Below are 19,470 nucleotides of genomic sequence, written 5' to 3'. Positions count from 1 at the left end.
GTTCCTGTTAGCGCACCCTGCGCGCACGCGGATAGCTGCCTAGAACACGGAGTTCCGAGCAGTGCGTGCGCGACGCTTCAATCGCTTGCGACATGGCGTCGTCGTCCATGTGCCCCGCAGCATCAATAAAGAACGTGTAATCCCAGTTTGTCTTGCCGCTGGGGCGCTTGTCGATGTGCGTCAGGTTGATGCCGTGCTTCTGGAACTCCTGCAGCACGCTCACGAGCGCACCGGGCTTGTCCGCAGTCGTGAACATCATTGATGTCTTGTCATCACCCGAAGGTTGTGCTTTCTCGCGAGAGATCACGAGGAATCGTGTGATGTTATCTGGGTGGTCCTCGATCCCCTCGAACAGCACGTTGAGTCCGTAGATCTGCGCAGCGAGCACTGACCCAACCGCAGCCGATCCACACTCGGCACCGATTGATTCGGCGAGTTTGTATTCTTCAGCTGCGCGCTTCGCGCCGTCGGCGCTCGATGCTGCAGGAATAAGCTCGGCGTGCGGATACTGCGTTGCGAGCCAGTGCCTGCACTGCGCGAAAACTTCCGGCTTTGAGTGGATGCGCCTGACCTTGTCCGGTGCGCAGTTGGCAAGCAGTGTGTGGCGGACCTCCGTCAGCACTTCCGCGTACACGCTCACCTGCCCACGACAATCACGGAACGCGTCGAGTGTGTCAACGATGCCGCCGATGAGCGAGTTCTCGATCGGGACGAGCCCGTAATCAACGTGTCCGCGCCTGACTTCTGTGAAGACGCCATCGATCGTGTGCAGGTCGTCGTGCTCGACACTCGATCCGAAGTGCTTGACCGCGACAAGGTGCGAGAACGAGCCGGGCGGTCCGAGATATCCGATGCGCAATGGTTTCTCCAGTGCAAACGATCCAGACATGATCTCGCGATACACCGCTTCGATGGTGCGCGGGAGCATGGGGCCGGTGGAGCGCGCCAGCGCGCGATCAACAACATCGACATCACGGTGCGGCGCATAGATGGGAACGCCGGTGCCTCGCTTGTACTCGCCGACTTCCTTGACGACCTGTGCGCGCTCGTTGAGCAGGCGCACGAGATCGGTGTCGAGCTTGTCGATCAGCGCGCGGAGCTCTTCCAGCGGGCGGACGCCGGACTGGGGCTGATCAGAAGATGGTGATGAGTCCTGAGACATGGGTGTGTTGTTGCATGCGAACCCAGGGATTGCAAATCCCAGGGTCTGATCGTTTTCAGTTCATCGGTTGAGGGAGAGTTTGCGAGGCTTATTAAAAGTTATAGGACATATGAATACTCAATTCTGCGTTGTGTGATCACCCAAGCATGAATCTGAGGCGTTTTGTTGTGATTGGAGTTCCCAACACTGGCCGAGATTCAGCGACTTTGCCGATCTTTTCGGACGGAAGCGGGCGGTCCCGGGCTGGCACAACTGGTGCGTGCCGGAACGGGACTCGCTTCCTTCCGAATACCGTTGCGCCGGATGGGTTTTCCTTTTCGTCGCACGATGATGCGTCCGGCTGGGAACTGGATGTGTCGTCAATATTCGCAGACGCGACGGCTGTGAGGGGTTGGTGGGTGTAGATGCAATCCATCTTGTGACGCTGGCGGATCTCATCCCAGCAGAATCGCTGCCGCTTGTGCTGCAGTTCCTTGCTGCTGCGGGCATCGGGATCGGTCTTGTGCTGTGGCTGGCAGGCCAGCGCATGGTGCGCGGCATGTTCGCGGTGCTCGGTCTTGTCACCGGCGCCGGCACGGGGTTCTTTGCGTCTTCATACGTCGGGTACACAGAAATCGCAAACGTGCCGACACCACTGGTCGGGCTTATCGCGGGTGCGCTCGTTGGGTTGCTCGCGTCGGTGCTGTTGTACCGCGCGTTCATGGCTGTTGGTTCTGCTGCGGTACTGGGATTTGCAGCGGTGCTCGCTGCGGGTGTGATGACGATGCAGCCGGCGATTGATTCCGGCACGAACGCAGCGGTTGCACTCACGCCCAGCCAGATGCTGCTTCCCGGTGTGCCTGAAGAAGGTGAAGCAGCACCAGACGATACCACCGAGGTAGACGAACCGGAATCATCGCTTGTTGATCGTGCGCGAGAGCTGCTAAACGAAGAAGATGTTGCGCGCATCCGCGCTGTTTCGAATGAAGCTGCAACGCGCGCACGCGAGTTCGGGAGCGCCGTGTACAACGAAGCGGAACTCGTCTGGCTCGAACTCTCACCACGCCAGCGGACATCCATCACATTGTGGGGGCTTGCGGGGCTCGGGCTCGGATTCCTCTTTGGTGTTGTGATGCCAGGGCGGAGCTCGATGTTCGTGACATCCGTCATGGGCGCAGCGATCTGGATGCCGTGCGCGTTGTGGCTGATGTCGTCAATGAGCGCATCGACGTGGATGCCGCAATGGGACAGGATGATGGGTCAGCCGCCAATGTTCTGGGTCTGCGTGTGGATCGCGCTGTCATTGTTTGGCATTACTGCGCAGTGGGTCATCTCGCCCGAGCACCGTCGCCGCAAACGCCGCGCGCTGGTCGATGCCGACTGGGACGAGGACGAGTAGGCTTCCAGATCAACGAGTATGAAAGAAAATTGCACCGACGTCTCATCGGTGCAATTTGTATTACTGCGATGTGCGAGACGCTTATGCTGATCGACGGGTGCGCCGCATTGCACACATTCCAGCGAGGCCCATGAGCGAAACGGTACCCGGTGTCGGCACAATGCCGGTGTAGATGTTTCCGCGGATTTCCGCGCCCTGCAGGCTGATGGAATCAACGATCACCGTTCCGTTGATGCCGCCACCGTTGAGAACCAGTTCCGCTTCCGTTGCGAGGACTGCGCCGTTCATGCTGTTGTTGGAAATAATGGAAGTCGCATCGCCAAAGTTCCAGAGGATTCGGGATGAGTTTGCCTGATTGAATCCGCCGATGATGTTTGGCGGTGCTGTCAGGTTCACAACGCCCGTGCCATCGTGGATGAAGTTGATAATGACGGAATCGGCCACGCCGAGGTTGAGGCTGAGCTGTCCGAGTGCGCTGAACTGTGACTGCGTGATCTCGTACACAGCGACGTTCTGGCCACCGATCATGGTTGGTGCAGCGGACATGTTGCCAGCACCGTCGACCGAGCCGTTCGGCGCGAGCGTTGCAAGATACGAGCTTGCGTTTGCAGCTTGGCTGACAAGATTCGCAGCTGTTGCAGCGGTGTTGGCATCAGAGATGGTTGTGCCGCCACCGTTCAGGTTGACCGTGCCAAGACGGTTCGCCAGACTGCTGATGCGGAAGTTGCCACCGTTATTGATGTTGACTGTCACGCCGGAGGCGAGCATGCCGCCGATCGCGAGTCCGTCACCGTTGCTCGCAGTCACACCGTGCGTGGCATAGTTTGAGGTGCCGCCAAGGAGGCTGCCACCGATAAGGGCACTGCCATCAACTTCTGATGTCGAAAGCGTGATGTTGTTGCGGACAACCAGATTCCACTGGCTGAACGGATCGGCTGACGCGGATCCGACGACGAGTGTGAGCGCAGCTACACACGTAACGCTGTGTTTCATCTTCTCTCTCCTCCATTTGCCCGACGGATCTCACACCATCGGTATGTCTCTCTTGCAGCCAATGTACACGACTGGACGAGGAGTTTCATGACGCGAACCGCTGGATTGCGCTAAATTTCAGTAATGCTCACAAATGTGGATAACTCGGAGTGATGTAGAGACGCTGATCGCGACATGTTCGGGTGGTTTGGAGAGAGTGCGTTGTCGCTCATCGCAGCATCTATACGGATGTCGTTAATCCTGTATCGGATTTCACCATCCACAGCAGCACGCCCATGATGATCGCGAACAGCACGCACGCGGCTTGGAATGCGCGGTCCTTCACAGCAAGTTCTGTCGGATCGTCGTAGACACCGCGTTCCAGCAGCAGGAATGCGCGGAAGAGTCCGTAGCTCGCCGGCAGCATGGTCAGCCACAGCAGATTGAACCCGCGTGTGAACGCATCGGCTTTGTCCTGCACGTAGTTCGCGTACGTAATCAGCGCAGCAACCGCTGTGACAACCACGCTCATGCGCAGCACATCGTCGGTGTAACTTGATTGCACACCCCGGACACCCGCAGCGTCGTCACCCATCGTGCGGCGCTCACCGAGGCGCTTGCCGAACGCGAGGAACATCGCAACAAAGAAGACGGTATTGAGCAGCCAGGTTGATGGCTCCACACCCGCTGCTGCACATCCACCCAATACACGCAGCACAAATCCAAGCGAGAGACTCATCACGTCGATGATGGGATGGCGTTTGAGCACGAGGCTGTACAGCAGCACGTTTGCGACATGCAATCCGACACACGCGCCGAGCCACATCGCGCGGGATGTCGGATCGTTGTGCGTCTCCACCCAGGCTGTTGTGTCGATCAGTGCGATGCTGCCGACTGCGACAGCAGCTGCAAGCAGCAAGCCCAGCGCGTACATAATTCCAGTCTGCACGCCGACAGCACCCGACGCGATGGGACGCTTGCGTTTGCGCGGGTGCAGACGATCGGCTTCGACATCGCGAATGTCGTTGATCACGTAGCATGCACTCGATGCAAACGCAAACGCGATGATCGCTAAAATAAGCCCAGTGATAGAGACGGATCCATCAAGCCTGCCGCTGACTTCAGCAATTCCATAGAGCGGTCCGATGGCGACAAAGATGGATTTGGACCATTGGGTTGGTCTGGCGAGTTTCACCAGTGCGCGAGCGAGTGAGCCGCGAGGTTCAAGCGGTTCGCCCTGCGTGATTGGCGTTGTTTTCTCGATCAGAATGAACCTCGTTGCTTGCGATTCGTGCCGTCGTCCTATCGGCTTGGCAGTTGCATGTATCCATTGGAGATGGATAGGACACCAATATCTAAGAGATTATTGGTCAGGCATTGGATGCAACCAGCAGCAGCACGCTGTTTCTACGCGATTCTGACGGTTCGGTTCGTCAGGCCCGCGACACTTCGACCTTGCCGCCCGCGACATCCTTGATGGCGTATCCCATCTGCGCGAGTTCGTCGCGGATTGCGTCGGCACGCCCGAAGTCCTTCGCCTTCTTTGCGTCGCGTCGCTCAATGAGCTTGTCGATGACGCGCTGGTCTGCGTCGAGTCCACCAAGGAACACGCCAATTTCTGTTTCCTGCGCCTTCGCGGTGTCGAGTTGCATCACGCCGAGCACCTCATCGATCTGGCGCATCGCGTCGGCATCGGCTTTGGTTGGGTGCTTCATCTCACCGACGTACGTGTTCACCGCAGCGATAGCGCGAGCGATGTTCAGATCATCATCCATCGCGTCAGCAAACTCTCGCAGCATGGTCTCGGGTGGTGAGCCTGATTCATTTGATGCGTCACCTTGTTCGATGACGCGCTTCCATCGAGCCACCATGCGCGCGGTGTCCTTGAGCCCCTGCTCAGAGAAGTTCGCGTTGGATCGGTAGTGCACGCGGATGAGCTCGAGACGCAACGCGCCTGGTTCGATACCCTTCGCAAACAGATCGCGCGCTGTGTAGAAGTTACCCTTGCTTTTGGACATCTTCTCGCCTTCGACGAGCAGGAACCTGCAGTGCAGCCAGAGCCTTGCGAATGAGCCAGTATGTGCGCCGCTCGCATCTGGGGCATTGAACGCGCAGCAGGACTGGGCGATCTCACACTCGTGATGCGGGAAGATGTTGTCCTCACCGCCGGAGTGAATATCAATGATTGGTGTATCGGCATCGGTCAGTGTGTGATCGAACAGTGCAGGTGCAAGACGATTGACCGCCATTGCGGAGCACTCGATGTGCCACCCGGGATACCCGCTGCCCCACGGAGAAGCCCACTTCATGACGTGCGTGGAATCGGATTTCCAGAGGAGAAAGTCAGACGGGTGTTTTTTCTGCGACTGGTTTTCCGTCGAGATGCGCTCGCCTGCGCCCTCGCGGAGTCGGTCGATGGTGTTGCCGCTGAGCCTGCCATACTGGGCAAACGAGTGAACGTCAAAGTACACGATCTGTGCGCTGGACTCACCAACAACATACGCGTGACCGCGTTCGATCAATCGCTCGATTGTGCTGATCATCAGATTGACGTGGTCTGTTGCGCGCGGGAGCAGCGTGGGATCTTTCTGCGCGTCGAGCACCACACGCACGCCAAGCTTTGTTGCGTCCTCGATGAATCTGTTGGTATAGAACGCTGCGATCGACGCTGGATTGTTCGGATCGACGTTTGCTGCTGTATGCGCGGTGCCCGCTTTCTTTGCTTCGAGCTGTGCATGAGCGATGCGTTCTCCCGCAGCTGCCATCTTGTCCTGGCCTGCGCCGTCTGCGGAGGAGTCATCGGTCATGTGTCCGACATCGGTGATGTTCATCACCTGCACAACAGTGCGTTTGGCCCGGTGCAATGAGCCGTCGGCAACTGCAATTGTGCAGAGAGGGCTTTCAATCCATCGTCTGACAAGGTCAGCCATCAGGAATGCGCGAAGATTCCCGATATGTACGTCGTCATAGACGGTCGGGCCGCACGAATAGAACGTGATCCGATCTGGATCTGCTGGAACAAAAGGCTCAAGTGCGTTGGTCAGTGTGTTATGGATCTGCAGTGGCATTGTGGGGATCGTATTGGGCATTCGAACACATGGAAATGCTGGTGTGCTCGCAATGTGCTGGTCAGGGGCAATAAGCCACGAACCATCGCCGCAGATTCAGTGGGGCGGATCGGTGTTTTTTTCGTGCAATCGTGGCGGTTCTCAGGTATGCTGCATCAGGAGCAGATGCGAGCGAGACGAGGATATATTTTACCTCGTCGGTATGTTCCAGGCATCTTTGAAGCATCAGCGAGGCGAATGAAGCACCATGCAGTATGCACGTCACCAGTGGGATGGAAAACAGTGCGTGCTGCTTGGCTTTGCCTTGTGTGCGATGTTGCTCCCGTATTTGTCTCGGGTACACGCGCAGATGTGCAGTCCGATGGAGGCAGCGAAACTGCTTGCGGATGACGGTCAGGCGACCGATCTGTTGGGTATCTCGGTTGCGATATCGGGAGACGTTGTTGTGGCTGGTGCGTACGGCCACGGTGAGAACGGTGCAGTTTCGGGTGCTGCGTACGTGTACCGGTTCAATGGATCGGAGTGGTTGCAGGAGATGGAACTGCTCGCATCCGATGGTGCTGCTGGCGATCAGTTCGGGACATCGGTCGCGATAGAGGGGGATGTGGTTGTTGTCGGCGCGCCATTTGAAGATGAGAACGGTATCGATGCTGGCGCTGCGTACGCGTATCGCTTCGATGGCACGAACTGGGTTCAGCAACAGAAGCTGCTCGCGTCTGACGGACAGGCGGGCGATGGATTCGGATTTGCCATTGCGATGTCAGGTACCCGCGTTGTCATTGGTGCATGGAGTGACGACGACAATGGCATTGATGCAGGTTCCGCGTATGTGTTCGTGTACGATGGCACGCAGTGGGTGGAAGAACAGAAGCTGCTCGCATCCGATGGTTCATCGAACGACAGATTCGGAAGAGCTGTGACGATCGCAGCCGATGCGGTTGTGGTGGGGTCGCCACTTGACGATGTTGGTCAGATAGATACGGGAGCCGCGTACATCTTCACATACGACAGCACGCAATGGATGGAGCAGACCAAACTGGTCGCGTCGGACAGGTCGGCCAGTGATCTGTTCGGTAGGCTGGTTGCAATATCCGGCGATGTTGCAATGATCGGTGCGCCGAACGATGATGACAATGGCGAACAATCCGGTTCAGTCTATGTCTTCAACTTCGATGGGACACACTGGCAGGAGCAGACAAAGCTGCTTGCCTCGGACGGAGCTGCGACCGACGGATTTGGACGCCCCGTGGTACTCTCTGGTGACCGTGCGCTGATTGGTGCGCCCGGCGACGACTCGCATGGCACTGAAGCTGGCGCAGCATATCTGTTCAGGTTCGATGGGACCGCTTGGATCGAGCAATCGGAGCTGTTTCCGTTGGACGGCGCTGCACAGGACACGTTTGGTTCATGGGTTGCGATGTCCGGAGATACTGCTGTCGTTGGCTCACCAGCCGACAGTGACAACGGGCTTTTTTCGGGGTCGGCATATGTCTTTCATCTCAACTGTGACACTGTCTGCTACCCGGATTGCGATGCGAGCGGTAATCTGACAGTCTTTGATTACATCTGTTTCGGGAACGCGTATGCGCTGCAGGAGCCGTACGCCGATTGCGACGCAAGTGGTGATCTCAACATCTTCGACTACATCTGCTTCGGGAATGCGTACGCAGCGGGCTGTCCGTGAGACGAGTTATTTGATACCCGCGAGCTTGCGCACGGTGACGTCGAATGTGCGTACAAGCGTTGCGAGCATAGAGAAGATCACGCCAGCGTAAATCGCAGCAGCAGCAGCGGAGCCTGCAAGCAACGCAAGCCGCGCGGTCATCAACGGATCGCTGCTTGTCGTTGAGACAGATTCCCGCATTGCATCAACAGGTTCGATGAGCGCATACACGGTTGCAGCGGGGGAGAAAGCGCCGAGAAATGGACCAACCAGAGCAATGTCGGAACTTGCGTTCCATCCGCACAATCCGACAACACCGACCACCACAGAGACAACACCAACGGTTGCAATAACCGAACCAAGCGTTCCCTTCGACTTGAGCGACCAGTGCAGTCCAACCATGACACAGAACGCGATGAACGGCACAAATCCGATCAACGCGACGAGCCCAGCTTCGGGCAGAACCACCGGCGCATCGATGGATCCGCTGCCCGTGAGTGTGACCTTTGCTGTTTCGCCGGTCAGGAGTGCGTGCAATCCTGCAATAGTGAGTGTTATTACGGGAACAGCGATCATCGGGATGACATACGCGACAAGCCCCTTGAGCTTGCCATTGAGATACATCTTGGGCGTGATCGGAGTTGTGAGAATCAGATCGAGTGTGCCATCCTCTCGCTCACGTGAGACAGCGGTTGCTGCCATGTTCATCGCGACAAGCGAGATCGTCCCAAGCTCTGCACCGACGACTGTCATCAGCACGAGGTGGTAGGTCTGCACTGTCATGTTGCCCACGTGGAACATGACGACAATAAAGATGCCGAGCAGGAGTCCAAGCGCGATAAACGACCATCGCGCAACAATGCGTCCGAGTGTCGCGTTGCGTGATGACGCCTCGCGCCATGCTATTGGGTTGTGCCCGACCGTCTTTGGTGGACGATGCTCCGATCCCGCTGCACCGAGTTTGAACCATTTCCGTAGCGTGTTTGTAATGCCGCGCCCTTCAACAATATTGTTGAGTCCTCCGGAACGAACCGTGAGTGTTGACGCGAACATGAGCACCATGCTTAAGAGTGCGCTTCCCCAACACCATGCAGCAACAGGACGCTCGAAGAATATTGCTTTTATGCCCGAAAATGTGCCGGGTTCTGCCGATGGGTATGCGCTTGGGTTCAATAGTGCGTACACGGTCATGAACGGATTGATCGCGGTCACCCACGTCACACCCTTTGTTGCGCCGACAGTTACACACTGGCCTGTCGATCGAAGAAATGCATCAACCCCCGCAGTGACGGCCATGTAGCTGACGACCGCGATATAGAAGATGAACACGGCTCGTCTGCCAGCGAGCCGAGAAACGGAGAGCGCAATTGCAATGGCGCCAACCAGCAGCGCAGCACATCCCGAGATCATGTAGCTCGTAAGAATCGATTTGCCTGGCACGCCGCCGAAGTACTGTGTCAGTGCAAAGAGCGGAAGCGATGAGGCGAGCAGCGCGATGATGAAGAACAATCTGCCGAACAGGTTGCCCAGAACGATCTCGGATCGTGTCATGGGGGTTGTCAGCAGGATGTCCCACGTGTTGGCGTCCGCTTCCTGAGCGATCGCACCAGCCATGAATACCGGTGCGAGCACACAGATCAGGAAGATTTGGAGGTAGGCAACAAGCTCGAATGCGCGAGCGCCTTCACGTGCCAGCACGCCGTAGGACAACGCACCCTGCCCACCGGCGATCAGCATCAGCCACAGCATCGCAATGATCAGTGCTGCCAGATACCCCGCTCGGATGTAAAAATGCCGCTGTCGGCGCGAGCCGTTCTGGACCAGGCGCACAGCAATGGGGTTGGTCGGCCCCAGCCGGAGCAGTTTCATCAGAAATGGAGGCATGGACCGGGATAATACACCACGATGAGCCCTGGAGTTCGGCATCCAACTCGTCTGATGATGCCGAATCTGAACAATCGAGCAGAACGAAACATCCATCCATGAGCATCACCATCGAATCAGACGTTTGGAAGGGCAAGCGAGGCTGGCGACTCGCCTCGGAGGTGTCGCTCTCAGCACCACTCGACGAGGTCTTCCCGTTTTTCTCACGTGCACACAATCTCAACGAACTCACGCCGCCGAGTCTGCCGTTCAGGATTCTCACGCCCGAACCCATCGAGATGGCAGAAGAGTTGCTGATTGAGTACAGACTGCGAGTGAAAGGGATGCCGGTCAGATGGACCAGCGAGATCAGCGTGTGGAACCCGCCGCACCGGTTTGTTGATGAACAGAAGCGAGGCCCGTACAGATGGTGGCATCACGAGCATGTGTTTGAGCCAACCGATGGCGGCACCATTGCACGCGATGTTGTGCATTATGGCGTGCTTGGTGGTGCATTGGTGCACTCGCTTGTTGTCAAACGTGATCTGATGACCATCTTCACATACAGACACAGAAAGATGATCGAGCTCTTTGGTCTGCTTTCGCCTCAGCCGAACAACCCGAGTTGATGTTTCGAGCCTGAATAGAACGGACGCTCGAACGCGCTGGTGTTCAGCTTTGGGAGGGTTTGGTCGAGCCCGTACTTTGTCTGGAACCGTTTGAACGTGTCACGGATGATCTGCGCGAACGCGCCCTCGCCGCCCATGCGTGCGCCCTTGTTCGGGCCTTTGTTTGAGCTCACAACATTGCCATTGCGGGATTGTCTCAGCAGGCTCTCCACATGCCTTGCGCGATCGGGAAACTCGCGTTTCAGCCAGTCGACGAAGATCGCTTCGACCTGCCAGGGAAGGCGCACGAGCGTGTATCCCGCGCCGACGGCACCAGCGTCGGCAGCTGCTTCGAGAAGTGAGGGAAGCTCGCGATCGTTGATCGCGGGGATCATCGGCGCTGTCATGACGATGACCGGCACGCCCGCATCAGACAATGCGCGGATGGTTTCGAGACGTTTCTTCGGGCTCGCGGTGCGCGGCTCCATCTTCATTGTCAGATGCGGATCGAGTGATGTGAGGCTGATGGCAACGCGCGTCGCATTGATCTTCGCAAGCTGCGAGAGCAGATCGATATCACGCTGGATCAGGGCATTCTTCGTAATGATCGAGATAGGATGCTTGCACTCGGTCAGCACCTCGAGAATCCCGCGCGTGATGCGCAGCTTGCGCTCGATCGGCTGGTATGCATCAGTCACGCCCGACATCACAATCGGCTGGCACGCCCATGTAGACTTTGCCAGCTCCTTGCGCAAAAGATCCGGCGCATCGAACTTTGCGACGATCTTTGTCTCAAAGTCGAGCCCGCACGACATCCCAAGATTCTCGTGCGTCGGGCGCGCGTAGCAGTACGTACAACCGTGTTCGCACCCGCGGTACGGGTTGATCGTCCACATGAACGGAATGTCCGGCGCATCGACGCGGTTGATGATGGTGCGCGTCGCGTCAGCAATCACCTTTGTCTTGTGCTGTGTGGAGGTGCCGTCAGCCTCGTTGATCTCCTCGTCGAGAAACTCGCCGAGCACATGCAGCCTGATCCCGTCGAACCGGTTTCCGGGATTGATCTGGGATCCACGCCCGCGGGCTAGACCGCCGGTGATTGCGTCGGCGTAAGCATGGTCAGCATCGGGCTGATTGGTGGGAGTTGCCGATCTGGGCTTTGACATACCCGATCATAATACAAACAAACAAGACTGTCAAGACGCTCTACTGGCTATAGCACCCTTGCTGGTCGTCAGATAATACAATCTCACCACAACCCTTTGGAGACTCAACACATGAAACGCAACACCCTCAATCGTTCCCTGGCTCTGACCGCGCTGCTCATGCTTGCAGCTGGTGTTCTTTCCGCGTGCAACACCGTCAAGGGTGTGGGCAAGGATCTTCAGGCAGCCGGCTCAGGTGTCAGCCACGGCGCGGAAGAGACCTCCGATGCCATCTTCGATGAAGACAAGAAGTAAGCAAGCAGCTTCGTTGCTTTAGCCTTTGAGAAGACGGCTTGCGTCTGCAGGTGTTGCGTGCTGTATGCGCACAAGCTTCTCGGGATTCGTGTGCCCAGAGATGATCTCGACATCGCGCGGCTTGCATTTGAGCACACGCGCGAGCAGTTCGCAGATCGCTTTGTTTGCTTTCCCGCCCTCGGGCGCTGCGCTGACGCGAACTTTCAATCGATCACCAAGAATACCCGCGATGGCATCCTGCTTTGCGCCCGGGACTGCTTTGACGCGGATGCGGATCGCGTCTGCATGATCCGGATCGGGCTCGATGATTGCGTGGGCTGGCTGGGACACCAGACAGTGTAGTGAACTGTGCCACAACTGGTTGAATCTCAAGACACGCGGAATCTGCGCACCGGCTTGAGCGTATATTTCTACAGAGGGGGAGCCGAACCAGTGTGGCACCTGTATTTCCCGCGATCATGCGGGTTTCGGGATTGGTGATTGCGAGAATCCCTGCAATTATGCCGATCCCTACGCTGGCGTATTTACCAAGGGGAGATTGCAGATGACCGACCAGTCCGCGATGCAACAGCTTACCGAGGCAAAGGCCTCGTTCGATCAGCTTCGTGCTGAGATCCACAAGGTGATCGTCGGGCAGAACGACGTGGTTGATCAGATCCTGCTGTGCATGCTGTGCAGATCGCACGGGCTGCTCGTTGGCGTGCCCGGGCTTGCAAAGACGCTGCTGATCTCCACGATCGCGCGCACACTCTCAATGTCGTTTGCGCGCATCCAGTTCACTCCGGATCTGATGCCGTCGGACATCACCGGGACCGAGATGATCCAGGAGGATAAGACGACCGGTTCGCGATCGCTGCAGTTCGTGCGGGGTCCCATCTTTGCGAATGTTGTGCTTGCCGATGAGATTAACCGCACGCCACCCAAGACGCAGGCAGCGCTCCTTGAAGCGATGCAGGAACGTCACGTGACAATCGGCGGTCAGCAGCACATGCTGCCTGATCCATTCTTTGTGCTTGCAACGCAGAACCCCATCGAGCAGGAGGGCACATACCCGCTTCCCGAAGCGCAGCTTGACCGATTCATGTTCCAGATCCACATCGGGTACCCAACCGCGGAAGAAGAAGCGGAGATCGTCCGTCGTAGCGCGATGCGCGAGTCTATCGAGATCACGAAGATCATTGATGCAGAGAAGCTTGCACGCATCCAGAAGCTTGTGCAGCAGTGCCCCGTGCCGGATCATGTTATCAGCTATGCACTGCGGCTCGTGCGCGCAACGCGCATCAATGAGCCGCAGGACGGGGACATGCCGCGCCCGGAGATGGCGCGCGAGTATCTCTCGTGGGGCGCGGGTCCGCGCGCAAGCGAAGCGTTGATATCAGCGGCCAAAGCGTGCGCAGTTGTGGATGGCACGGGTCAGGTGACAACCGAGCACGTGCGCAAGGTGGCACGCCCCGTGCTCCGCCATCGCATCATGCCAAACTACTCCGCTGACGCAGACCAGATCACGTCGGACATGATCATCGACGCGATGCTCAAGGACATCCCGACGGATGGCATGAGCGCACGCGACCGCAAGAACATGGACCTTGTGGTGGGATGATGTGGACACCCTAAGAACGCGCGGTCTTCAGATGATCTGCTTCCCACGTTATATGCCCGTCGATCTCTGAGCAGACAGGCATGTGGTAGTGATGGCCAACACCGAAATACAACCACAATGCGACTCTGTGCTTTCCAGCAATCTCAAGAAGATTGGGGCAAAGCTCCAGCATGCGTTCGTAGATCTGCTTCAACTCGTGAAGCTCACGTAACGCGCTCTGTCGAGTGATGCGGTGCAAGTCAAGAACATGCGATTCCATTCCCAGTGAGAGTGTGTCCGAATCTGCCGAGTTGCTCATACCAATATCGCCGATCTTCCAACTCCGTCCGTCGCGGACGAGCGCAAGTGCTTGAAGAAGTTGTTGTAGCTCAGAGCTCACTTGATTGTTCTGCTACCACTGCTGAGAGCGTGACACTTTCCACAACTCTTCAGCCAGTCCATTCCAGTCGACCGAATCGAGTGCGCCATGCATCTGGAAAGATGACTCGAAGACGATCTTCGCTTTGAGTGCAACCTCTTTTACATCTGTTGCTTGCTCAAGAATGCGCACGATGCTTGTGATTTCCGGGTCGCACTCGTCAGAGTTTAGATTGCCGCGAGAGAGTCCTATCGGATCGTATCTATTGACAACGGGGCGAATAGAAAACACTCTTCGTTGCAAACGATTATTTACGCGTGACATGATGCAAGATCCCAGCGGACTTTACCCCTCAGGCATCTCGACAAACGCCAGTGGCGGCGTTGTGAGTGTGCCGACGGACCATTCGCGCCAGCGATCGACGCGCCAGTCGTGGAACGATCCGCGAAGGTACAGCGTGTATCCCTGATACAGCGGCTCACCGGTTGATGCGGGGCCTGCTTCAAGCACGGGGCGGAGCACCTCTACCTCGGCGCGTGTGCCATTGGTGCGCACACTCTTGAAGTGGTAGATCGGCAGATGTGAGTGCTCAGGTGTAAGCACGACCGTGCGATCAGATGCCTGCATCGCCACATGTTCCTGCATTGTGGGCGACATCTGCTCGGGCAGGTTCAGAGCGACCTCGCCGTCGTACCCCGCGGGTGGGAACCGTGAGACAACCCAGCCCATTGATACGGTGATGATGTCGTCAACGCCGTTGATGTTCGGGTTAGCGAACGAGGTTTGACCTTCTACGGGAGGCCAGTTCACATAATGCACGCAACCGGAGCACATCATCATCGCTGCAGCGCTGCCCACAGCGAGAAAGCCGAGGCTGAACCGTGTACGAGAAAGAATGCGCTGAGCCGAACGTGTGCGAATCATGTGTGCCTCCACTGCATATAGACCTGCGTGAAGTGCATCATATCGAGTGCGATGCGCATCTGCGAGTATGCCTGTCGATGAGGATGATCAGTGGACGCCAGAGAGCGGCTGCGGGAAGAACTATTGCATGCCGCTCGCAATAAGTTATAGGACGATTGTCGCGATATAGTTCTTGTGAAACGAAGCCATCATAACGACTGTTGCCGGTTGTTACGGGCACCCTTGGGCGAACAGCGTGCCGAATGCGATGTAATCAAAGATGTTCAGTGTGTTGTCTGCGGTGAGGTCCGCGCTGGGGCTGCCTGCGGCGTACGCATTCCCGAACGCGATGTAATCGAAGATGTTGAGTAAGCCGTCGCCAGTGAAGTCGGCTGGGCATCCAACATCGGTCACGATCATCGCATCGGCGTATTCGAGTTCCTGCTGCGCATTGAGTGTTTCAAAGTGAAGGATCATCGCGATGGAACCAAGCGCAGAGAACTGTCCGTGTCCGGTTGTGGTAGATAGGTGATCAAACTCGAATGAGCGCACAGTGCGCAGATCGCCCGAGCCTGACACGTCGATCGAGTCGCCCGTGCGCACAACGGGGTGAAATGTGCCAGCGACGTCCTGTGCGAGGAGCGCGGTGGCGTTTGCACGCTCGACACCTGCGCCGCGAAGTGTTGTTACGACAGCAACACGACCCGTGTGGTTGACAACGGCATTTCCAATTGAGTTGATGAAGACATCAGGACCAAGCGCTGGCACAGGGTCATTCTCACGGAGAATGAGTTCCAGCGCACCGTTTGAATACTTCCATACGCCTGAGTCTGTTTCGGGATGTGCTGGTGTCTCGACAATATTGCCAACAAAGACAACATCGCCAAAGTTGTTCATTGAGAATGCAGGTCGAATATCTGCGAATACACCGGATGTGCCCGGCGCTGGGTCTCCCTCACGAACGATGTCGGTAATGTTGCCCGGACCAGTGAACTTGCGTATTGCTGTATCTGTCATTGGATCTGCTGCACGGTCATGATGCCAGAAGAGGACGTTGCCGTTCCTGTCGATCTGTGGCTCAGTAGAGACTCGATCGATATTGGGGCCACTTGGAGCAGCCCATGTGACAAGTTCAAGCCCGCTACCCATATCGCGATAGATTGCATGGCGGTAGTCATCCGGTGCAGTATTCGGGTCATTCACTGATGCACGGAACACGATCTGGCTGAGGTGATTCTGTGCTGGAATGTCGACATGATCAATGACATAGCCCGCAGGCACGCCGAGTGCAACATCGCCGTGCTTTGCGATGAGTTGCAGCGAACCGGTGCGGTTCGTCCAAATACCTGATCCTGATGGCACAGGCTGAATCGCGGGATCCTCGACACTTGCTCGGAATGCGATATGCCCAGCACGGTTCATGTTCGGCACGGGCAGCGCGAGTATTGGTTCTGCGTATCCAGGAAGGATGGTTGTATCCTCGCGCGCGATGAGCGACAGCCCCGAAGGTGTTTCGCTCAGAAGCGCTTGGCCAATGCGCTCACCAGCGGTGTCATCATAGAGACCCGCCAGCAATGCAAACCTGCCCGCATTTGTGAGTGACGGAAACCCAACGCTGTCAACGAGAGCTGGCGTGATGGTGGGTAGCGTGCTTCCAGTCTGCTGGAATGGAGATATTGCGGCGTTTGACACCTCGAACAATGCATGATCGTTTACTTCCGTAACGCTCGGCCCTGTAAGCAGTGCGGTAAACGAGATCTTTCCAGCATCGTTGATACGTGGGAAATCGAAGACTTCGTAGGTTGTATCCGTGATGGGGGTGGACTCGCCAGTGAGCGCGATGACATTGATTGAAACCTGGGCAGAGACGCTCCACGGCGTGCCAGCGCAGCAGAAGACAGCGATGGATGCAAGCCTGCGACGACAGTGTAAAGCATAGTGAGTCTTCATACGAGCCCTTTCCAGTGTGAGCGACGAGTGCAACCAGAGTTCATATTTTATCGAGCTTGATGTGTATTGAGTGACACTCGGGACGAAAAATGTTTCATCAATAAACTCTTATTCTTCGAAGAAACCAGACCTCGAATCCCGCGTCCGAATGGTGTCCATGCAGAAACCAACTGCACATATTACTGCATTGGTTGTTCTCCGTGGACTATGGAGAGGTTGCATTAATGAGGAAGAGAAAAGTTCGAAATGCGAAAATGAACTCTGGGGTTTATGCGCTGGCTCATCAAGGATTTGTTCTCGTCGAGCTTTGTGCGGTATGTGTTGTTGCAGCCATCATGCTGGGGCTGCTGCTTCCACTCATGATGGGAGCCCGCCGTGAAGCACGCTTGGTGAGTGATATTGGCAAGTTCCACCAGATATCATCGCTGACAAACACGTACGGATTCGACTTTACAGACCACTTCCCAACGTTCTCGTGGCAGGAGAACTCGGGTGGCACGCCGTTTCCGACACCATATCCTGATCTGCAGTTTGCGAACTCCAATCTGGTTGCAACAACGAATCAGGCAACACATTTGATTCGAGCATTGACTGGCCGCGATGCGTTCCCTCAGACCTTTGGCTGGATCCCGTACAGACACCAGTAACTCATACTTGCTGATTATGCTGGCTATGACGTTCCGTCACTCGACTTTGTATCGAATGCAGATGTCCATCGAGTTCACTGGACGCAGGATCCGGTCAACAAGTTCGAGACGAACTTCTGGTTTCCGTACCAGCCGAACGGGACAGGTGACTCGTTAAAACGATACCCATACTCCAGCAGCTTTGAAATGAACGCCGCGATGTGGGACAGCGGGACGACATTCCGCTGGTCTCAGGCTGGCACCATTGGAGTGTGGGCTGCGCCACTGAATGGCAGCTTTGGGCAGAATCTTCAATCACAGGTGCGATATCCGTCGCAGAAAGCGTACTGGTACCCGCGCCACGCGCACCACCTTGATCGTAAAGGATACTTCTTCTGGTACCCGCAGGCGAAGCTGCCAGTGTTGTTTGCAGATGGGAGTGTATCGATCCGATCAATCGGAGATGCGAACATGAGCATGCATCCAAACGATCCCCTGAATCTCTCTCTACAAACAGAGGCAATGTATTTTCCATCAGCCTGGCAAACACCGACAACCGATGGCTCTTTGGGCGAGCACGTGACCGACCGGATTCGATTCACACGGGGTGGACTGAAAGGACGCGACTTCGGTGGGCCAGTTATTGTTGAAGCGCCATAGTCTGATTCTCATGTGATGTCATTGCAGGATGCCGGTTATTATTGGATGAGATCTATATTGCGGCTCTGTGCATCTTCGTATACCATGTCTCGACGCTAGAACTGGAGATCGGTATGCGAGCTTCACAAAGATGTTGTTGTCATCGAGCCACGAATACTTCCTCGGGGTTTGTGATTGGCGAGCTTGTAGCCACACTTGTCGTTTTGTTGGTGGTTGTTGCTGTGCTGATCCCGGCACTGCTCAATATGCGTCGGAACGCGCGGCTTGCAGGCGACATGGGGAAGCTGCACGCGATCAACGGCTGGATGCTTTCGTATGCAGCCGATTCCAATGACGACTTTGCGACGATCTGGTGGCAGGGTGGTGTCACGTATGCAGCTTCGCTACCCCAGCTCATGCTTGCATCTGATGATCTGCAAGCAGGTGCAAACCAAGCCGCTGAGATCATCCGAACAGTAGGAGATAGGCCAGATTTTCAGCGAGTAACCGGCTGGCTCGCGCAAGCACGATACGCGCACCTTGTGCTGGTGCAGTATGCAGGTCTTCCACTGCCGAGCACAGACTTCGTGTCAACAGGCGATGTGCATCGGATGAACTGGACAAAGGATCCAGAGAACAAGTTTGAAAATAACTTTTGGATCCCATACCAGCCTGCATATAGCGGGAACAGTTCTCGACGCTGGCCTTACAGCACGAGCTTTGAGTATAATCCTGCAATCTGGGACAACAGCGATGTTGGTTCACGCGCTTCGAACTCTTCTTCTTCCGTGACCTCATACTCGGTTGCGTCGGGAGCAGATCTTCGGCCTCACGCTCGTACCGAAGCTCGGTATCCATCGCAGAAGGCAGTTGTGTATGATCAGAATGCGTGGCACTTCGACCGTAGCGGGCACTTCTTCTGGTTTGATGAGGCTCGACTACCGATCCTCTTTGCGGACGGGCACGTGAGTGTTCGGGTAATCGCGAATTCGAACATGAGCATGAACCCTAATTTCCCTTTGTCAACAATCAGCCACACGTCATCTGTGTACACGCCGCGAACATACGACCCGCCAACACCGAACGGTTCTCCATCCTGGGCTCTTTCCGACCACATCCGCTGGACACGTGCAGGACTGAAAGGCCGTGACTTTGGTGGTCCCGAGGTTGTCGAAACTCCATAACAGATGCAACCTGATTGAGTCTGATGCGGTACACCT

19 protein-coding genes are annotated in these 19,470 nt (G+C 56.4%); 8 read left to right on the top strand and 11 right to left on the bottom strand.

Features of this window, described 5'->3' with window-relative positions; translation table 11 throughout:
• Nucleotides 1-7: 7 nt before the first annotated feature.
• Nucleotides 8-1,162: a prephenate dehydratase gene (gene pheA / locus H6815_03250; protein ID MCB9859445.1), complete on the bottom strand. Its 1,155-nt coding sequence runs from the start codon at nucleotides 1,160-1,162 to the stop codon at nucleotides 8-10.
• Nucleotides 1,163-1,556: 394 nt separating this feature from the next.
• Between pheA and H6815_03245 the strand changes: the two genes are divergently transcribed.
• Nucleotides 1,557-2,540, top strand: coding sequence for a hypothetical protein (locus tag H6815_03245; GenBank protein MCB9859444.1), 984 nt, complete (start codon nucleotides 1,557-1,559; stop codon nucleotides 2,538-2,540).
• 81 nt (nucleotides 2,541-2,621) lie between these two features.
• Here the strand turns inward: H6815_03245 and H6815_03240 are convergent, their stop codons facing one another.
• From H6815_03240 to H6815_03230, 3 genes are all read right to left on the bottom strand, one after another.
• Nucleotides 2,622-3,533 carry a choice-of-anchor A family protein gene (locus H6815_03240; protein ID MCB9859443.1) on the bottom strand — a complete coding sequence of 304 codons (912 nt, stop codon included), beginning with the start codon at nucleotides 3,531-3,533 and terminating at the stop codon, nucleotides 2,622-2,624.
• 220 nt (nucleotides 3,534-3,753) lie between these two features.
• The gene (locus H6815_03235) at nucleotides 3,754-4,707 is read right to left on the bottom strand and encodes a UbiA prenyltransferase family protein (GenBank protein MCB9859442.1); all 954 of its coding nucleotides are present in this window, start codon (nucleotides 4,705-4,707) and stop codon (nucleotides 3,754-3,756) included.
• Between the two features lie 238 nt (nucleotides 4,708-4,945).
• Nucleotides 4,946-6,580 (bottom strand): cysteine--tRNA ligase, encoded by a 1,635-nt coding sequence (locus H6815_03230; protein ID MCB9859441.1) that lies wholly within the window; start codon nucleotides 6,578-6,580, stop codon nucleotides 4,946-4,948.
• 247 nt (nucleotides 6,581-6,827) lie between these two features.
• Between H6815_03230 and H6815_03225 the strand changes: the two genes are divergently transcribed.
• Nucleotides 6,828-8,264: an FG-GAP repeat protein gene (locus H6815_03225; protein MCB9859440.1), complete on the top strand. Its 1,437-nt coding sequence runs from the start codon at nucleotides 6,828-6,830 to the stop codon at nucleotides 8,262-8,264.
• Nucleotides 8,265-8,270: 6 nt separating this feature from the next.
• Here the strand turns inward: H6815_03225 and H6815_03220 are convergent, their stop codons facing one another.
• The gene (locus H6815_03220) at nucleotides 8,271-10,127 is read right to left on the bottom strand and encodes an ABC transporter permease subunit (GenBank protein ID MCB9859439.1); all 1,857 of its coding nucleotides are present in this window, start codon (nucleotides 10,125-10,127) and stop codon (nucleotides 8,271-8,273) included.
• Between the two features lie 161 nt (nucleotides 10,128-10,288).
• On the opposite strand from H6815_03220, the gene H6815_03215 reads away from it, so the two are divergent.
• Nucleotides 10,289-10,735 (top strand): SRPBCC family protein, encoded by a 447-nt coding sequence (locus tag H6815_03215; GenBank protein MCB9859438.1) that lies wholly within the window; start codon nucleotides 10,289-10,291, stop codon nucleotides 10,733-10,735.
• Here H6815_03215 and H6815_03210 read toward each other — a convergent pair.
• Nucleotides 10,714-11,880, bottom strand: coding sequence for a PA0069 family radical SAM protein (locus H6815_03210; protein ID MCB9859437.1), 1,167 nt, complete (start codon nucleotides 11,878-11,880; stop codon nucleotides 10,714-10,716). The two genes, H6815_03215 and H6815_03210, sit on opposite strands and share 22 nt — an antisense overlap.
• A 111-nt stretch (nucleotides 11,881-11,991) precedes the next feature.
• Between H6815_03210 and H6815_03205 the strand changes: the two genes are divergently transcribed.
• The gene (locus tag H6815_03205) at nucleotides 11,992-12,174 is read left to right on the top strand and encodes an entericidin A/B family lipoprotein (GenBank protein MCB9859436.1); all 183 of its coding nucleotides are present in this window, start codon (nucleotides 11,992-11,994) and stop codon (nucleotides 12,172-12,174) included.
• A gap of 18 nt (nucleotides 12,175-12,192) precedes the next feature.
• Here H6815_03205 and H6815_03200 read toward each other — a convergent pair whose 3' ends face one another.
• Complete coding sequence (locus H6815_03200; GenBank protein ID MCB9859435.1) at nucleotides 12,193-12,444, bottom strand: DUF167 domain-containing protein; 252 nt, start codon at nucleotides 12,442-12,444, stop codon at nucleotides 12,193-12,195.
• A gap of 274 nt (nucleotides 12,445-12,718) precedes the next feature.
• Between H6815_03200 and H6815_03195 the strand changes: the two genes are divergently transcribed.
• Nucleotides 12,719-13,774, top strand: coding sequence for a MoxR family ATPase (locus tag H6815_03195; protein ID MCB9859434.1), 1,056 nt, complete (start codon nucleotides 12,719-12,721; stop codon nucleotides 13,772-13,774).
• Between the two features lie 10 nt (nucleotides 13,775-13,784).
• Here H6815_03195 and H6815_03190 read toward each other — a convergent pair whose 3' ends face one another.
• From H6815_03190 to H6815_03175, 4 genes are all read right to left on the bottom strand, one after another.
• The gene (locus H6815_03190) at nucleotides 13,785-14,153 is read right to left on the bottom strand and encodes a hypothetical protein (protein ID MCB9859433.1); all 369 of its coding nucleotides are present in this window, start codon (nucleotides 14,151-14,153) and stop codon (nucleotides 13,785-13,787) included.
• 12 nt (nucleotides 14,154-14,165) lie between these two features.
• Nucleotides 14,166-14,456, bottom strand: coding sequence for a hypothetical protein (locus H6815_03185; GenBank protein ID MCB9859432.1), 291 nt, complete (start codon nucleotides 14,454-14,456; stop codon nucleotides 14,166-14,168).
• 21 nt (nucleotides 14,457-14,477) lie between these two features.
• Nucleotides 14,478-15,056, bottom strand: coding sequence for a hypothetical protein (locus tag H6815_03180; GenBank protein ID MCB9859431.1), 579 nt, complete (start codon nucleotides 15,054-15,056; stop codon nucleotides 14,478-14,480).
• 210 nt (nucleotides 15,057-15,266) lie between these two features.
• Nucleotides 15,267-16,985: a hypothetical protein gene (locus tag H6815_03175; GenBank protein ID MCB9859430.1), complete on the bottom strand. Its 1,719-nt coding sequence runs from the start codon at nucleotides 16,983-16,985 to the stop codon at nucleotides 15,267-15,269.
• 224 nt (nucleotides 16,986-17,209) lie between these two features.
• Here H6815_03175 and H6815_03170 point away from each other — a divergent pair, with 224 nt between their 5' ends.
• The 3 genes from H6815_03170 to H6815_03160 all read left to right on the top strand — a co-directional run bounded on the left by H6815_03170 (nucleotide 17,210) and on the right by H6815_03160 (nucleotide 19,434).
• Complete coding sequence (locus tag H6815_03170) at nucleotides 17,210-17,632, top strand: hypothetical protein (protein ID MCB9859429.1); 423 nt, start codon at nucleotides 17,210-17,212, stop codon at nucleotides 17,630-17,632.
• Nucleotides 17,633-17,818: 186 nt separating this feature from the next.
• Entirely contained in the window at nucleotides 17,819-18,271 is a 453-nt protein-coding gene (locus H6815_03165) for a hypothetical protein (protein ID MCB9859428.1), read from the top strand.
• A 113-nt stretch (nucleotides 18,272-18,384) separates the two neighbouring features.
• A complete protein-coding gene (locus H6815_03160) occupies nucleotides 18,385-19,434 on the top strand; it encodes a hypothetical protein (protein ID MCB9859427.1) in 1,050 nt (349 codons plus the stop codon).
• Nucleotides 19,435-19,470: the final 36 nt, after the last annotated feature.

The organism is Phycisphaeraceae bacterium, from assembly GCA_020639155.1.
Lineage (GTDB): Bacteria > Planctomycetota > Phycisphaerae > Phycisphaerales > UBA1924 > JACKHF01.
Note: the sequence above shows the minus strand (reverse complement) of the source record. Positions and strands in the feature narration are given on the sequence as shown.

Coding starts and splice junctions, on each gene's coding strand:
- pheA (MCB9859445.1), bottom strand. CDS start 1,162: ATGTCTCAGGACTCATCACCATCTTCTGATCAGCCCCAGTCCGGCGTC.
- H6815_03240 (MCB9859443.1), bottom strand. CDS start 3,533: ATGAAACACAGCGTTACGTGTGTAGCTGCGCTCACACTCGTCGTCGGA.
- H6815_03230 (MCB9859441.1), bottom strand. CDS start 6,580: ATGCCACTGCAGATCCATAACACACTGACCAACGCACTTGAGCCTTTT.
- H6815_03225 (MCB9859440.1), top strand. CDS start 6,828: ATGCAGTATGCACGTCACCAGTGGGATGGAAAACAGTGCGTGCTGCTT.
- H6815_03220 (MCB9859439.1), bottom strand. CDS start 10,127: ATGCCTCCATTTCTGATGAAACTGCTCCGGCTGGGGCCGACCAACCCC.
- H6815_03210 (MCB9859437.1), bottom strand. CDS start 11,880: ATGTCAAAGCCCAGATCGGCAACTCCCACCAATCAGCCCGATGCTGAC.
- H6815_03205 (MCB9859436.1), top strand. CDS start 11,992: ATGAAACGCAACACCCTCAATCGTTCCCTGGCTCTGACCGCGCTGCTC.
- H6815_03195 (MCB9859434.1), top strand. CDS start 12,719: ATGACCGACCAGTCCGCGATGCAACAGCTTACCGAGGCAAAGGCCTCG.
- H6815_03185 (MCB9859432.1), bottom strand. CDS start 14,456: ATGTCACGCGTAAATAATCGTTTGCAACGAAGAGTGTTTTCTATTCGC.
- H6815_03180 (MCB9859431.1), bottom strand. CDS start 15,056: ATGATTCGCACACGTTCGGCTCAGCGCATTCTTTCTCGTACACGGTTC.
- H6815_03175 (MCB9859430.1), bottom strand. CDS start 16,985: ATGAAGACTCACTATGCTTTACACTGTCGTCGCAGGCTTGCATCCATC.
- H6815_03170 (MCB9859429.1), top strand. CDS start 17,210: ATGAGGAAGAGAAAAGTTCGAAATGCGAAAATGAACTCTGGGGTTTAT.
- H6815_03165 (MCB9859428.1), top strand. CDS start 17,819: ATGAACGCCGCGATGTGGGACAGCGGGACGACATTCCGCTGGTCTCAG.
- H6815_03160 (MCB9859427.1), top strand. CDS start 18,385: ATGCGAGCTTCACAAAGATGTTGTTGTCATCGAGCCACGAATACTTCC.